This is a genomic window from Duganella sp. CT11-25 (assembly GCF_047302815.1).
In the GTDB taxonomy this organism is placed as follows: Bacteria; Pseudomonadota; Gammaproteobacteria; order Burkholderiales; family Burkholderiaceae_D; genus Rugamonas.
Genome location: NZ_JBKBFD010000001.1, coordinates 819,189 through 833,887, shown reverse-complemented (window position 1 = coordinate 833,887; position 14,699 = coordinate 819,189). Strand labels below are relative to the sequence as shown.

At 64.3% G+C, this 14,699-nt stretch carries 15 protein-coding genes; 7 read left to right on the top strand and 8 right to left on the bottom strand.

The window, feature by feature from the left end; all coding sequences use genetic code 11:
* Both purT and ACEN9F_RS03295 read right to left on the bottom strand, forming a co-directional pair.
* Positions 1 to 1,212: a formate-dependent phosphoribosylglycinamide formyltransferase gene (gene purT, locus ACEN9F_RS03300; RefSeq protein WP_413417794.1), complete on the bottom strand. Its 1,212-nt coding sequence runs from the start codon at positions 1,210 to 1,212 to the stop codon at positions 1 to 3.
* A gap of 32 nt (positions 1,213 to 1,244) precedes the next feature.
* Entirely contained in the window at positions 1,245 to 2,003 is a 759-nt protein-coding gene (locus ACEN9F_RS03295) for a YdiY family protein (RefSeq protein WP_413417792.1), read from the bottom strand.
* Positions 2,004 to 2,177: 174 nt separating this feature from the next.
* On the opposite strand from ACEN9F_RS03295, the gene ACEN9F_RS03290 reads away from it, so the two are divergent.
* Positions 2,178 to 2,567: a DUF4124 domain-containing protein gene (locus ACEN9F_RS03290; protein ID WP_413417790.1), complete on the top strand. Its 390-nt coding sequence runs from the start codon at positions 2,178 to 2,180 to the stop codon at positions 2,565 to 2,567.
* Here the strand turns inward: ACEN9F_RS03290 and ACEN9F_RS03285 are convergent.
* Positions 2,564 to 3,472: a LysR family transcriptional regulator gene (locus tag ACEN9F_RS03285; RefSeq protein WP_413417788.1), complete on the bottom strand. Its 909-nt coding sequence runs from the start codon at positions 3,470 to 3,472 to the stop codon at positions 2,564 to 2,566. The genes ACEN9F_RS03290 and ACEN9F_RS03285 overlap by 4 nt on opposite strands.
* Positions 3,473 to 3,569: 97 nt before the next feature.
* Here ACEN9F_RS03285 and ACEN9F_RS03280 point away from each other — a divergent pair, with 97 nt between their 5' ends.
* Positions 3,570 to 4,544, top strand: a complete 975-nt coding sequence (locus tag ACEN9F_RS03280; RefSeq protein ID WP_413417786.1) for an NAD(P)H-binding protein — start codon at positions 3,570 to 3,572, stop codon at positions 4,542 to 4,544.
* A gap of 51 nt (positions 4,545 to 4,595) precedes the next feature.
* On the opposite strand, the gene ACEN9F_RS03275 is transcribed toward ACEN9F_RS03280, so the two are convergent.
* Positions 4,596 to 5,405, bottom strand: coding sequence for a beta/gamma crystallin-related protein (locus tag ACEN9F_RS03275; RefSeq protein ID WP_413417784.1), 810 nt, complete (start codon positions 5,403 to 5,405; stop codon positions 4,596 to 4,598).
* 74 nt (positions 5,406 to 5,479) lie between these two features.
* The gene (locus ACEN9F_RS03270; RefSeq protein WP_413417782.1) at positions 5,480 to 5,938 is read right to left on the bottom strand and encodes an Lrp/AsnC family transcriptional regulator; all 459 of its coding nucleotides are present in this window, start codon (positions 5,936 to 5,938) and stop codon (positions 5,480 to 5,482) included.
* Positions 5,939 to 6,064: 126 nt separating this feature from the next.
* Here ACEN9F_RS03270 and ACEN9F_RS03265 point away from each other — a divergent pair, with 126 nt between their 5' ends.
* Entirely contained in the window at positions 6,065 to 6,355 is a 291-nt protein-coding gene (locus ACEN9F_RS03265) for a hypothetical protein (RefSeq protein ID WP_413417780.1), read from the top strand.
* Here ACEN9F_RS03265 and ACEN9F_RS03260 read toward each other — a convergent pair.
* Complete coding sequence (locus tag ACEN9F_RS03260; RefSeq protein ID WP_413417778.1) at positions 6,345 to 7,643, bottom strand: NCS2 family permease; 1,299 nt, start codon at positions 7,641 to 7,643, stop codon at positions 6,345 to 6,347. The two genes, ACEN9F_RS03265 and ACEN9F_RS03260, sit on opposite strands and share 11 nt — an antisense overlap.
* Positions 7,644 to 7,829: 186 nt before the next feature.
* On the opposite strand from ACEN9F_RS03260, the gene ACEN9F_RS03255 reads away from it, so the two are divergent.
* Positions 7,830 to 8,798 carry an MBL fold metallo-hydrolase gene (locus ACEN9F_RS03255; RefSeq protein WP_413417776.1) on the top strand — a complete coding sequence of 323 codons (969 nt, stop codon included), beginning with the start codon at positions 7,830 to 7,832 and terminating at the stop codon, positions 8,796 to 8,798.
* Between the two features lie 50 nt (positions 8,799 to 8,848).
* Complete coding sequence (locus ACEN9F_RS03250; RefSeq protein ID WP_413417774.1) at positions 8,849 to 9,490, top strand: FABP family protein; 642 nt, start codon at positions 8,849 to 8,851, stop codon at positions 9,488 to 9,490.
* A 16-nt stretch (positions 9,491 to 9,506) separates the two neighbouring features.
* Here the strand turns inward: ACEN9F_RS03250 and ACEN9F_RS03245 are convergent, their stop codons facing one another.
* On the bottom strand, positions 9,507 to 11,852 hold the full coding sequence (locus tag ACEN9F_RS03245) for a diguanylate cyclase domain-containing protein (RefSeq protein WP_413417772.1): 2,346 nt from the start codon (positions 11,850 to 11,852) through the stop codon (positions 9,507 to 9,509).
* A gap of 123 nt (positions 11,853 to 11,975) precedes the next feature.
* On the opposite strand from ACEN9F_RS03245, the gene ACEN9F_RS03240 reads away from it, so the two are divergent.
* On the top strand, positions 11,976 to 12,635 hold the full coding sequence (locus ACEN9F_RS03240) for an HAD family hydrolase (protein ID WP_413417770.1): 660 nt from the start codon (positions 11,976 to 11,978) through the stop codon (positions 12,633 to 12,635).
* Here the strand turns inward: ACEN9F_RS03240 and ACEN9F_RS03235 are convergent.
* Entirely contained in the window at positions 12,566 to 14,230 is a 1,665-nt protein-coding gene (locus ACEN9F_RS03235) for a methyl-accepting chemotaxis protein (protein WP_413417768.1), read from the bottom strand. The genes ACEN9F_RS03240 and ACEN9F_RS03235 overlap by 70 nt on opposite strands.
* Before the next feature lie 201 nt (positions 14,231 to 14,431).
* Between ACEN9F_RS03235 and ACEN9F_RS03230 the strand changes: the two genes are divergently transcribed.
* Positions 14,432 to 14,647, top strand: a complete 216-nt coding sequence (locus ACEN9F_RS03230; RefSeq protein ID WP_413417766.1) for a hypothetical protein — start codon at positions 14,432 to 14,434, stop codon at positions 14,645 to 14,647.
* The last annotated feature ends 52 nt before the right edge of the window (positions 14,648 to 14,699 follow it).

Genomic DNA, 14,699 nt, shown 5'->3' with positions numbered 1-14,699 from the left:
TTACTTGACGACGACCGGCTTGACCTTGGCCGCCGCTTCCTTGGCGAGTGCGCGCGCGGTGTCGACATCGTCGGCGGTGACCAGCGCCACGCCCATGCGGCGGCGCGCGAACGATTCCGGCTTGCCGAACAAACGGATGTCGCTGCCCGGCACGCGCAGCGCTTCGGCCACGCCTTCAAAGGCGATGCCCGCCGCTTCGTGCTGGCCGTAGATCACGGCCGATGCGCCAGGCGCCTTCAGCGCGACATTGACCGGCAGTCCGAGGATGGCCTTGGCGTGCAGTTCGAATTCGCTCTGCACCTGGGTCGCCATCGTCACCATGCCGGTATCGTGCGGACGCGGGCTCACTTCCGAGAACCAGACCATATCGTCCTTGACGAACAGCTCCACACCGAACAGGCCCAGGCCGCCCAGGTCGCCGGTGACTTTGCCGGCGATGTCGCGCGCGCGTTCCAGCGCCAGGGGATTCATGCGGCATGGCTGCCACGATTCCACGTAGTCACCTTGCACCTGCACGTGGCCGATAGGATCGCAGAACTGCGTCACGACCTGGCCATCGGCGCCGATGGAGCGCACGGTCAGCAGCGTGATTTCGTAGTCGAAGTCGATGAAGCCTTCAACGATCACGCGGCCCGAATCGACGCGGCTGCCGGCGGCGGCATAGTCCCATGCGGCCTTGACTTCGGCGGCGCTGTCGATTTTCGATTGACCCTTGCCCGACGAGGACATGACGGGCTTGATCACACAAGGGAAGCCGATGGCGGCGGTGGCCGCTTCCAGCTCGGCCAGGCTGCTGGCGAAGCGGTATGGCGAGGTCGCCAGGCCCAGCGTCTCGGCGGCCAGGCAGCGGATGCCTTCGCGGTTCATGGTCAGCTGCGCGGCGCGCGCGGTCGGGATGCAGGTGATCTTGCCGGCCTTTTCCAGTTCCGCCAGCGTGTCGGTGGCGATGGCTTCGATCTCCGGCACGATCAGGTCAGGCTTCTCTTGCTCGATCAAAGCGGCCAGCGCGGCGCCGTCGGTCATGTTGATGACGTGGGCGCGGTGCGCGACCTGATGGCCCGGCGCGTTTGGATAACGGTCGACGGCGATCACTTCCACGCCCAGGCGCTGCAGCGCGATGATGACTTCCTTGCCTAGTTCGCCGGAGCCGAGCAGCATGACTTTGGTGGCGGTTGGGGACAGGGGCGTGCCGAGGATGCGTGGAGTGTTCATGGATGCGTAGGGAAGAAAAGTAATGAAATCTGTCAGAAGGAATAGACCAGCGTGACCGAGGTCTGTGTGTCGGTGTTCTTTTTGTCCGCCGGTACGCTGGTGTCGTTGCGGACGTTGAAGGCGGCCTTCATCTGCATGGTACTGTTGATCTTGGTGCGCAATGCGGTTTCGGCCTGCGAGTGGATGTTCGAGGTGCCGCGTTCCACGGTGAGGTTCTGGCTGAACTGGGCGTTGTCGCTCAGTTTCCATTTCAGGTTGGCCGCGCCGCGTACGGTCACACCGTTCTCCGTTTCGCCGGTCGAACGCGCGCCACGGAAGTAGCCGGGACCGATTTCGACGTCCAGCGTGTGGGTGTCCGATTTATAGGTCTGGGTACCGTAACCGACGCCGATGGTGGAGTAGCGGGTGTAGGCGCCGAATCTGTCGTCGACGTGCGTGGCCAGCGCGAACAGCTTGTCCTGGTCCTGCAGCAGTTTGTACGCGGCCTTGGCGGACAGCGAATAGCGCTGCGCGGAACGTTCGCGTACTTTTTCGCCGTCGTCGTTGGTGACTTCTTCGTCCTTGAAGTAGCCGGCCAGGACGTATTCGTTGCTCCAGTCGGGCAGTTCCTGCTTGGCGTCGATCTTGCCGGTTACCGAGGTACCGACGGTGTTGCCGGAGGTGGCGATGGCGCCCAGTTCGGCGGAGTTGTTCCAACCGTAGTGCGTTTCGGTGAGACTATCGGCGCAGGCGTAGCCGTGGGCCACGGACAGCGCGAGCGCTGGGGCGATCAGGAGAAATTTCATAGGCATAGATAGCGATGCCGCGCAACGGCATCACGGTATCGTGATACGGGACAAGGCGGTATTGTACCCGACACAGCCTTATGACGTCGCACGGCCGGTTTCGCGGCTGCGTGTGACGACGCACAGAAGGCGCGCGGATCTGGAGCGATGATGGCTGCACTTATCAAAGGGACACCAATCATGAACTCCTCACTAAAATTCGCGCAGTTGCTGCTGTGCGCCGGGCTGGCCGCCATGAGCACCGTGGCGGGTGCGGTAGTGAACAAGTGCGTGGACCAGAACGGCGAGGTGCTGTACACCGATGTCGCCTGCCCGCAGGACAGCCGCCTGGTCGATCCAACGGTGAGCGATACCGCGGCCGCTGGCGTGATCATCAATAGCGGCGTGGAGCGGGTTCCTGCCGGGCCGAGGCCCGCAGCGCAGGCGCCACGCAGCCGCTGGGCCGATCTGCCGCGCCCATTGCAGCGCAAGGCCATCGGCGTGGATGCGGGCACACTGCAAACGGCGCGCATGAATCTGCAGATGCAGGATGAGATGCACAAGCAGCGCCGCGTCGCCAGCGTTCGTTAGTTTCCGTTTGCGTAGTTCGCCAGCGCGTCGCCCAGCGCGGCGTACACGGCGGCGCAGGCTGGATTGCTGCGCAGGTTCTCGTGCATGGCCAGCCAGGTATCGAGCGGGATCGTCAACAGGTCGGGGATCACGCGCACTAGCCCTGGATCCCGTTGCGCCAGCCTTGCCTGGCAGATGCCGATGCCCAGGCCGGCGCGTATCGAGGCCAGATGTACCAGGTCGCTGTCGCTGCGCAGCGCGTAAGTGTTGGCGGCCAAGCCGCCCAGCAGCGGCTGCAGCTTGCGGGTGAAAGCCGTTTCGCGGTCGATGCCAATCAGCGCGTGCTGCGCCATGTCTTCCCACGTGCGCGGCGTTCCGTGGCGCTCAAGGTAGTCGCGCCGCGCGTGAAATCCTAATTCGATATTGCCGATGCGGCGCGCGACCAGCACGTCCTGCTCCGGGCGCTGCATGCGCACGGCGATATCGGCGTCGCGCCTCAATAAATTCTCAATGCGGTTGGAGACTGCCAGCTCGATGGTGATGCCGGGATGGCTGGCGCGCAGCCCGACCAGTATCGCGGGCAGCACTTCGACGCTGATGACTTCACTGGCGGTGACGCGCACCGTGCCCTGGATTTGCGCGTCTTCGCCGCGGCCCATGCCGGAGGCGGCGCGCAGCAGCGCGGACGAGGCGGAGGCCAACGCCTCGGCGTGGCCCTGCAGTGCGCAAGCGGCGTCGGTGGCGATAAAGCCCGACTGCGAGCGCGTAAATAGCGACAGGCCCAGCGCCTGCTCCAGCGCGTCGATATGGCGGCCGACCGTCGGCTGCGTCAAACCCAGCGCCCGTGCGGCGCCCGACAGCGAGCCTTCGCGCAGCACGGCGAGGAAGGAGCGGTACAAATCCCAGTTTGGTTCGGTCAATATCATACGAAATTGTATAGCTACTATGCTGATTTCGGTAATTTTCTTTTAGGTCGGCTTGCGCGACACTGCTTCCATCGACACTGACCTGAAGGGGAACATCATGAAACAAGCATTGGTACTGGGAGCGACCGGCGGCATCGGCGGCGAGGTGGCGCGTTTGCTGGTGGCGCGCGGCTGGAAGGTCAAGGCCTTGCACCGGGCGCCGGAAAAAGTGGCGCGGAGCGGCGACGGCCTGCACTGGCTGTCCGGCGATGCGATGGAGCGCGACGATGTTGTGAGCGCGGCGCAGGGCGTGCAGCTGATCGTCCACGCGGTCAATCCGCCGGGCTACCGCAACTGGGGCGCGCTGGTGCTGCCGATGCTGGACAACACGGTGGCGGCGGCCCGCGCCAGTGGTGCCCGTATCCTGTTGCCAGGCACCGTGTACAACTACGGCCCGGACGTTTTGCCGAACTTGCACGAAGACTCGCCACAGCGTCCGGCCACGCGCAAAGGTGCGATCCGCGTCGAACTGGAATCGCGCCTGAAGGATGCCGCGCGCGATGGCGTGCGCTCGCTGGTCGTGCGGGCAGGGGACTTCTTCGGCCCCAAAGCCGGCAACAGCTGGTTCTCGCAAGGGCTGGTCAAGCCGGGACGGCCCGTGACGGCGATCAGCAATCCGTCCGCCCCCGGCGTGGGCCATCAATGGGCATATCTGCCGGATGTCGCCGAGACGATGGTGCGGCTAGTCGAGCGCGGCGATGTGCTGCCGGCGTTCGCCTGCTATCAGATGGAGGGACATTGGGACGCGGACGGCACGCACATGGCAGGCGCCATCGCGCGCGCCGCCGGCAAGCCTGGCCTGAAGCCCAGCGCGTTCCCATGGTGGCTGGTGACGTTGGCGTCGCCGTTCGTGCCGGTGTTCCGCGAACTGCGCGAGATGCGCTACCTGTGGCGCCAGCCGGTGCGCATGTCGAATGCGCGGCTGCTGGCGGCGCTCGGCAGCGAACCGCATACGCCGCTGGACGAGGCGGTGCGCAGCACGCTGGAGGGCTTGGGCTGTTTGTCGGCGGACTATTCGATCTCAGTGGCTTGAGGCCATGGGCGCGGCGGTTGCAGCGGAAAACCACCGCAACCATACGCAAGATTACAGGCGCGGTTCGCCGGTCTTGCTGCTGACCGCGATGGTCGAGCCGGGCGGCGTGTTCATCTGCACCCGATGTTCCAGGCCGCGGTAGTTATAGGTCACATCCCAGTATTCGGGCTTGGGATTGCTGACGTTTTCGCAGCGGCGCACGTCGCGCGAGTAGTTGTTGGAGCTATTATTGTTGGCGACGTTGTTACCGACCACCGCACCGGCGATGGCGCCGCCGGCCGTGGCGATATCGCGTCCCGAGCCGCCGCCGACCTGGTGCCCCAGGATGCCGCCGATCAGTGCGCCGGCGATCACCCCGCCGGCATTGGTGCCGCGCGACGGCTCGCTGACTTGCTGGCGTTCGACCCAGCAGCGCTGCTCGGGCGTGCCGACCACGGCGCGCACCGAACTGACCGGCACCTGGACAATGCGTTCGCTCGGGCGGCGGCGATAGTCATAGGTCGGCTGCGCCAGCGGTGGCGGGGCTTCGTTGTCGTAGCGGTCGCGCGCCTTGACCTGGCGCACCGACGAGATGCGGTTGTTCAGGCCCATGCCTTGCAGTGTTTCATAGCTGCCTTTGCGCAGTACGGTGCAATGGCCGCGGAAGTTGGCGTCTTCGCAGACTTCCCACTGGCCGCGATCGACCACCACCGACGAGGCGCGGTCGTTAAAGCCGTTGCGCGAAAAATCCCGCACTTGCTGCTTGGCGGTGAAGGCGCGGCCACGCCAGCCGTCGCCTTCGTAGAAGGTGATTTGGGCAAATGCTTGCGAGGTCAGGCCCAGCGCGGCGGCGGCCACGGCGATCTTGAGTGTATTGTTCATTATTCGTCTCCGTTGGTTGATGGTGCCGAGCATGGGCTGTTTCCGGTGTTCCATCTGTACGGAGGCGCACATAGTCAAGGCTCGACCGAGTAGGTGCGTTTCAGGCAGCGCAGCACGAAGGTGGAGCGGCTGTGGCGCAGGCCGGGCAGCTTATATAGTTTGCGGCGCAGGAATTCCTCGTAGCCCGCCGTGCCGGCCACGGCCACCTTGATCAGGTAGTCGTATTCGCCGGTCAGCAGGTAGGCTTCCATCACTTCCGGCAGCTCGGCCAGCGCCTGGCCGAATTTCTCGAAAATGTCGTCGTCGTGGCGGTCCAGCGTGACCTCGATGATGACGGTGTCCGGATAGCCCAGCGCCTGCTGGCTGAGCAGGGCGGTGTAGCCCTCGATCATGCCGCCTTCCTCCAGCGCGCGCACGCGGTTCCAGCACGGCGTGGTCGAGAGGCCGACTTTTTCGGCCAGCTTGGTGTTGCTCAGGCGGCCGTCGGCGCGCAATTCACGCAGGATGCGGCGGTCGAGTTCGTCGATTTCCACGTAATGGATCCTCAAAAGATGAATATTCCAGATATTCTATATTATGAGGGATGATCTGCTTAGAATGCTGGAAATCGAAGCAAATTAAGGAAGCCTATTTTGCCGATTTCTGGATATTCTGGTAGCATGAATACCACACAAAAAAGCTACCGCTTCTGCATAGAACCCGACGAACCGATCGCCACGTTGGAAGCGGTGCTGGCCATCGTGCGGCGCCTGGGCATTGAACTGCGCAGCCTGCGCACCACGAGCAGCCCACAGGGGCTGGACGTGCAAATACGGCTGGCGGCGGAAGAGGAAGATCCGCTGACGCTGTGCCGCATGCGCTTGCACAACGTCGTCGGGATATTGGCGATACGCGAGATGCCGACCCTGGTGGAGCCGGTATCGCAACAGCAGTCGGCGCTTAGCCGCTGACGTAGGCGTATTTGATCAGGAAGACGATGGCGATGATCCAGACCACCGGCTTGACCTGGCGCGCCTGGCCGGTCAGCAGTTTCAGGCCGGCGTAGGTGATGAAGCCGAAGGCGATGCCGTGGGCGATCGAGTAGGTGAACGGGATCACCAGCGCGGTGATCGCGGCCGGCACACTCTCGGTGGTGTCGCTCCAGTCGACGTCGACCAGGTCGCGCAGCATCAGGCAGGCCACGAACAGCAGCGCCGGCGCGGTCGCGTAGGCCGGCACCACGCCGGCGATCGGCGCGAAGAAGAGGGCGGCCAGGAACAGTACGGCCACCACCAGCGCGGTCAGGCCGGTGCGGCCGCCGGCCTGCACGCCGGCCGCGCTTTCCAGATAGGCGGTGGTGCTGGAGGTGCCGAGCACCGAGCCGGCGACGATGGCGCAGCTGTCGGCCAGCAGCGCCTTGTTCAAGCGCTCCATCTTGCCGTTGACCAGCAGGCCGGCGCGGCTGGCCACGCCCATCAGCGTGCCGGTGGCGTCGAACAGTTCAACCAGGAAGAACACCAGCACCACGTTGAACAATCCCATCGACAGCGCGCCGTTCAAGTCGAAGTGGAACAGCGTCGGCGAGATCGACGGCGGCAGCGACATGAAGCCGTGGAAGGTATTCCCGCCGAAGAAGAAGCTCAGCGCCGTGACCGCGACGATGCCGATCAGCAGCGCGCCCGGCACCTTGAGGCGGTCCAGCGTGACGATCAGCAGGAAGCCGAAGACCGCCATGACGGTGTGCGGATTGTGCATGTCGCCGACGCGCACCAGCGTGTCCGGATTGGCGACCACCAGGCCGGCGCTCTTCATGGCGATCAGCGCCAGGAACAAGCCCAGGCCGACCGTGATGGCGACCCGCAGCGAATGCGGGATGCCGTTGACGATCTGCTCGCGCACCTTGAACAGGCTGACGAGGATAAACAGGCAACCAGAGATGAATACCGCGCCCAGCGCGGATTGCCAGGGCACGCCCATGCCCAGCACCACGGCATAGGCGAAATAGGCGTTCAGCCCCATGCCCGGCGCCATGCCGATCGGGTAGTTGGCGTACAGGCCCATGATGATGGTGCCCAGCGCGGCGGCCAGGCAGGTGGCGACGAACACGGCGTCCTTGGGCACGCCGGCGTCGCCCAGGATGGCGGGGTTGACGAAGATGATGTAGGCCATCGTCAGGAAGGTGGTGATGCCCGCTACAACTTCGGTACGGACGTTGCTGCCGTGCTCTTTGAGCTTGAAATATTGTTTGAGTGACGGCATGCGCGTTTACCCTTCGTAATGCATTGAAGGCCAAGAATAGCACGGATGCGTTGTTTTTCCGAAGCTATCAAAAGTACAAAAAAGATGTGATAATGCAAAATGTGTTGCCAAGGCTTGCTATACTTTAGGCAAGTTGTGCCGGCAAGTTGCATCGATATCCGCATAGGTCACGAATATGGAAATAGTATGAAGGCGCGCATCTGGGGAGCGCGCGGCTCGCTGCCGGTGGCGCTCAATCACCGCCAGGTCCGCGACAAGCTGGTGACGGCGCTGGAGGGCGCGATCGGCCGAGGCCTCGACACGCCCGCCAAAGTCGCTTCCTATGTCGACAATGAGTTGAGCTTCGACGTGCGCGGCACCTACGGCGGCAATTCCAGCTGCGTCGAGGTCGAGGCGTGGGATCCCGCCACGACCACCGAACATATCATCCTGGACCTCGGTTCCGGCGTGCGCGCGCTGGCCGGCGCCAAGCTGGCGCGCTACGGCGCGGCCAATCCGCAGACCTACCATGTGTTCATGTCCCACCTGCATTGGGACCACATCATGGGCTTCCCGTTCTTTACGCCGGCTTATATCCCGGGCAACCGCATCGTCATCTACGGCTGCCATGCGGAGCTGGAGACGGCGTTCCGCCGGCAGCAGGAACCGATCAGCTTCCCGGTGGCCTTCCACCAACTGGCCGCCGACATCGAATTCGTGCAGATGGAACCGGGCGTGCCGCTGAAGATCAACGACGTGACGGTGACGGCCAAGCTGCAGCTGCATGCGGGTGATTCCTACGGCTATCGCCTGGAACAGGGTGGCAAGGCGATGGTCTACAGCACCGACTCCGAGCACAAGCTGGACAACGCCGCCGAACGCCTGGCCTTCGTCGAGTTCTTCCACAACGCGGACCTGGTGATCTTCGACGCCATGTACTCGCTGGCCGACTGCATCTCGGTCAAGGCCGACTGGGGCCATTCGAGCAGCGCGGTCGGCGTCGAGCTGTGCCAGCTGGCCGGCGTGCACACGCTTTGCCTGTTCCATCATGAGCCGATCTACGACGACGCACGCATTTCCAGCGTGCTGGCGGAGACGCGGCACTATGCCGAGATCACCGGCGAGGCGCCGCTGGAGATCGTCTCCGCCTACGACGGAATGGAGATTACCCTGTAGGCGCGGCTGGCTTTACAATATCGCCTGCAACTTCAACTACAGGACTATGCATGAGCGAGTTTTCCAGCGATCTTTTCACCGAACCATCCCCCATCGACATCAACACCCTCGACAACCTCGGGCCGCTGGCACCGATGGCGGGGATCTGGAAGGGCGAGCGCGGTCTTGACATCAAGCCCAAGGCGGACGGCCCGCGCAAGCAGGCTTACGTCGAGCGCATCGAGCTGCACCCCATCGATCCGGTGACCAACGGCCCGCAGCTGTTCTACGGCCTGCGCTACCTGATCATCGTGAACAAGCCTGACAACGTGAAGACCTATCACGAGCAGGTCGGCTACTGGCTGTGGGAGCCGAAGACCAATACCGTGATCCAGACGCTGGGCATCCCGCGCGGGCAGATCGCGATGGCGTCGGCCGTGGTGGCGCCGGACGCGAAAGAGTTCGAACTGGTTGCGCGGCTGGAGTCCGATACCTACGGCATCCGTTCCAATCCGTTCCTGGAGTACGGCTTCAAGACCGTGGAATACCGCATCAAGGTCACCATCAACGACGACGGCACCTGGGGCTACGAAGAAGATACGGTGATGATGATACGCGGCCAGGACGAGCCGTTCCACCACGTCGACCGCAACCTGCTGCACAAGGTCGCCGAGCCGCTGCCTAACCCGCTGGCCAGCGGCGTGGCCGCTTGATCCGGCTTAGCCTGATTTAATCGGCGATCGCATAACCGTCGCGGCCATCGCGCTTGGCCGCGTACAGCGCGCTGTCGGCGCGCGCCACCAGTTCGGCCGTGGTCTCGTCGTCGCCCTCGTGCAGGGCCAGGCCGATACTGGTGGTGATGGTTCGCGGCGATCCCGCCGGCTCGAACGGCGCGTGCATCGCTTCGACGATCTTGGCCGCCATCCTGCAGGCTTCTCCCGCATTCGCCACCTGTTCGAAGATGACGATGAATTCGTCGCCGGCCAGCCGCGCCACGGTGTCCGAGGCGCGCACGTTGGCCACCAGCCGCGCGGCAAACTCCTTGAGCACCGCGTCGCCGGCGCCGTGGCCCAGCGTGTCGTTGATCTCCTTGAAGCGGTCGATATCCAGGTAGGCCAGCGCCAGCGGCTTGCGGTTGCGGCGCACGCGGACGATCGCCAGTTGCAGGATCTCCTCGAACATCAGGCGGTTGGCGATGCCGGTCAGCGTGTCGATGCGTGCCAGCTGCGTCAGGCGTTCCTCGATTTCCTTCATGCGCGTGGTGTCGTGCGTCAGCGAATAGATGCCGACCACGCCGCCGTCGGCCTCCAGTTCCGGCACGAAGGTGGTTTCCAGCGTGTGCTGGCTGCCGCCGATGTCCGTCTTCGACTCGTAGGTGACGATCTGGCCGCGGTAGGCCCGGTCCAGGTGCGGCTCTGCGGTGTAGTACTGGTCGGTGCCGATGCCGTCCACCATGTGGCGGCCGATCAGCGTCGCTGGATCGAGGCCGAACCAGTGCTGGAAGGTGGCGTTCGCGAACTGGAACTTGCGCTCGTGGTCGAGGTAGGAGATCAGCACCGGCAGGTTATCGGTCAGCAGCTTGAGGCGCTTCTCGCTGGCGGCCTGCCGCAGCTCGGCGTTCTTGCGCTCGGTGATGTCGAGCGCCATCAGGTAGAAGCCGGACACGCCGCCGTCGGCGGCTATGTCGGGAATCAGGTCGCCCATGACCTGGCGCTGCCTGCCGTTATGCCAACCCTCGCGTTCGTAGTGCACGCGCTGGCCGCGCAGCGCGGCCTCATTGAGGTGGGCCACGCTTTCCTCGAACTCCTGGCCGAGCACCTCGCCGATGGTCTTGCCCAGCATGGCCTGCGGATCGACGCCCATCATGGTGCGGAAATGCTCGTTGCTGAAGCGGTAGCGCAGGTCGCGGTCGATGTAGGCGACGATCGCCGGCAGGCTGTCGGCGATCGTGCGCAGGCGCCGTTCGCTGGCGTGGATGGCCGCCTGCGCCGTTTCGCGTTCCGCGACCAGTTCATGGAAGGCGCTGCCCAATTCGCCGATCTCATCGCGGCGATGGCGCTGCAGCACGCCGATGTCGGCGGCGCCGTTGCGGATGTCGCTGATGTTGCGGCGCAGCCGGCCGAGGGGCTTGAGCAGCACCTGGATCGCGATCCACGCCAGCAGCCCGGCAACGGCGGCAAACGCGGCGGAGGCCAGCATGGCCTGGCGGCGCATGTTGATCATCGGCGCGAACGCCTCGTCGACCGGGAAGCGGGCGCCGATGATCCAGTCGGTGCTGCGCAGATGCTTGTACGAGTAGATGCCGTCGCTGCCATCCTTGTTGGTCGCCTCGGTCCAGCCCTGGAAGCCCTTGAGCGCCATTTCGGTGGCGCGGTTGTAGCCGGGGCGGACGTTGATGTGCTCCAGCAGACGCTTGGGATCCGGATGATGGACCAGGATGCCGTTGGCGGTCATGATGAAGGTGTAGCCGGTCTTGCCCGGCTTTTGCGTGGCGATCTGCTCCAGGAAGCCCGAATTGGTCAGGTCGATGCTGCCGCCGAGCAGCATGGCGGCGCGGCCGCTGGCATCCGCCACCGGGTGCAGTATCATGATCGATGGCAGGCCGGTCAACACGCTTTTGAACGGCGGCGACACCACCGCCTTGCCGGCGGCCAGCACCCGCTCAAGATAGGCGCGGCTGCGCGGATTGAGCTCCAGCGCGGCGGCGCCGTTGCCGTCGGTGTGCAGCAGCACGCCGCGCTGGTTGAAGATGTGCAGGTTGAGGAATTCCTTGCGCGCCACCGGATGCCGCATCACGAAGGCTTGCATGCTGGCGGTGTCGGCGCCGGCCTCGATGGAGATGGTTTCGGCCAGGTTGGCCAGCAAGCTCTTTTTGGCGAGTATCTGGGCGTCGACCTGCGCCGCGGCCGAGGACAGCAGCGCATATTGCTGGTCGCCGATGACGCTTTTCATGTCGCGCTCGGCCAGCATCAGCGCCACCCAGGCGACGATGATGGTGGCGACCAGCACCAGCATGACCACCACTCCGGCCATACGGAATCGAAGGCTGCGCGGCAGCAGTGAAATGACGGCCATGTCCCGGTATTTTGTCTATGTTCAGCGGAGTATTACATACACCGGGAGGCAAGGCCAGCGGGTACAATGCGCGCTGCGGCAGCGCCACAGTCGGCGGCGTGTCGTTCTTTACATGGGATGCGGATGATGCTGCGGGCGATTTTGTGGGATAACGACGGTGTGCTGGTCGATACCGAACAGCTGTTTTACGAGGCGAACCGGGATTTGTTCCGGCCGCTGGGCCTGGAGCTGACCGAACAGCACTTCTTCGACTGGTATCTGGCCGATAACTGCGGCGCGTGGCATTTGCTGGAGCCGGCGCTGACCGAGGCGCAGATCGACGACCAGCGCAGCGGCCGCAATCTGCGCTATGCGGCGCGCCTGGCGTCGGAACATATTCCCGCCATCGACGGCGTGGCCGAGGTGCTGGCCAGCCTGTCGTCGCGGCTGCGCATGGGCGTGGTGACCAGCTCCAACCGCGACCATTTCGATATCATCCACCAGCGCCTGGACCTGGTCCGCCATTTCGAGTTCGTGCTGACACATGAATCCTACACCCACAGCAAGCCGTCGCCGGAGCCGTATCTGCTCGGCCTTGAGCGGCTGGGCGTGAGCGCCGCCGAGGCGCTGGTGGTGGAGGATTCGCCGCGCGGCTTGCAAGCCGCAACGGCGGCCGGCATCCGCTGCATCGTCCTGCGCAATGCGCTCACGCGCAGCCATCCGTTCGCCGGCGCTTACCGGGTGGTCGATACCTTGCCCGAACTGCTGGCGGAAATCGAACTGCTGATCGCGACCAACGGCTGAGCGCGGCGGCGTCCGGCGCCGATCGAACTGACGCTGGCCAGGCCGGATGCGCTACCCAGCTTGAACACGCCGACCGCCGCCGCCAGGTGTCCGGCCTGTTCCTGCATGGTGGCCGCCGCCGCCGAAGCCTGTTCGACCAGCGCCGCGTTCTGCTGCGTGGTCTGGTCCATCTCCGTGATGGCGCCGTTGATATGCTCGATGCCGGACAGCTGTTCCTGGCTGGCGAAGGCGATTTCGCCCATGATGTCGGTCACCCGGCGCACGCTGGCGACGATCTCCGACATCGTGCTCCCGGCCTCGTCGACCAGGCGCGCGCCCTGATCGACTTTCTCCACCGAGTCGCCGATCAATGCCTTGATTTCCCTGGCCGCCGCCGCGGAACGTTGGGCGAGGTTGCGCACCTCGGTCGCCACCACCGCGAAGCCGCGTCCCTGTTCGCCGGCGCGCGCCGCCTCCACCGCCGCATTCAGTGCCAGGATATTGGTCTGGAAGGCGATGCCGTCGATGACCGAGATGATGTCGACGATCTTGCGCGACGAGGCATTGATCGAGGCCATCGTGTCGACCACCTGCGCCACCACGGCGCCGCCTTTGCCCGCCACGTCGGAGGCCGACATCGCCAGCTGGTTGGCCTGGTTGGCGTTGGCCGCGTTTTGCTTGACGGTGGAGGTCAGCTCCTCCATCGACGACGCGGTTTCCTCCAGCGAGCCGGCCTGGCGCTCGGTGCGCTCGGACAGGTCCATATTCCCCGCCGCGATCTCGGCCGACGCGGTGCCGATGGCGTCGGTGCCGCCGCGCACCTCGGCGACGATGCCGGTCAGGCTGGCGTTCATCTCCTTCAGCGCGGCCGACAGCTGGCCGATTTCATCGCCGGAGCGGACCTGGATGTTGGAACTGAGGTCGCCGGCAGCCACGGTGCGCGCCACCCGCACCGCGTGGCGGATCGGGCCGACGATGCCGCGCGTGATGTACCAACCGGTGAGCAGGCTCATGAGACCGCCGGCCACGCCCAAGGCGATCATTAGCTTGCTGGAAAAGCTGGCGGTATGCTCGGCGCTGTCGCCGGAGGTGCGCATCAGCTCGACCTGGAAGGCGATCAGCTTGTCCAGCGCCGTCACATAGACCGCTTGCGCGGGGCGCACCTGCTGGATCAGCTGCGCGGTGGCGGCTTCCTTGTCGCCGCTCTTGAGGGCGGCCAGCATGCGGTCGCGCAGCGGCGCGTAGGCGTCGCGCGCGGCGCCGACTTCCTTGAACAGCAGCAGCGCCTGCGGCTGGTGCAGGATGGCGCCGAGTTTTTCAAGCTGCTCGCCGATGGACTTGCCGCGCTGTTCGATCTGCGCGTATTCGCGGCCGGCGTCGGTCTCCTCGCTCAACAGCAGCAGGTCGCGCAGGCTGCCCGCCTGCTGGCCGATGTCGTCCTTGACCTGGTTGAGCATGCTGATTTTCAGGTAGCGGTCATGAACGGTGACGTCGATTTCCTTGCTGGTGGCCTGCAGGCCGATGGCGCCGACCACGACCACGACGGCCAGCAACAAGGTGGTGAGGGAAAATGCAATGGCCAGTCGTTGACCGATCTTCAGGTTTGCAATATTCATGTCTCGTTATTATTTAATTGTGAGAGCCGGTATGTCTCCGGGGGTACAGAAAGTGTAACTTGGAAATTCATGCGAATCTAGAAATATTTCTTATTAGAATCTTTACACTAATGATAAAGGCGGCAACGCGCAGCCGTGCGACATCGGCCCGGTCATTTCAGTAGCATGGGATGAACGGATCAAGTGGAAAGGAGGGCCATCATGCCGAGGGGAGCAAGCCCGAAACGCGAGCGCGAATACAAGGAACTGGAACACAAGTTTGAACAGGAAGGGCGCTACAAGGGGCGCGAGGAGGAAGTTGCGGCGCGCATCGTCAACAAGCAGCGCGCCGAAGCCGGCGAGACCAAGGAACAGACCGGCCGCACGGGGACCGGACATCGCCGCCGTAACACGGCGCGGCGCAGCAAGGCGTCATGACCGCTGAATATTTTTGCTTGTGGCACCGGCTTGATGTATAATGATTACTATA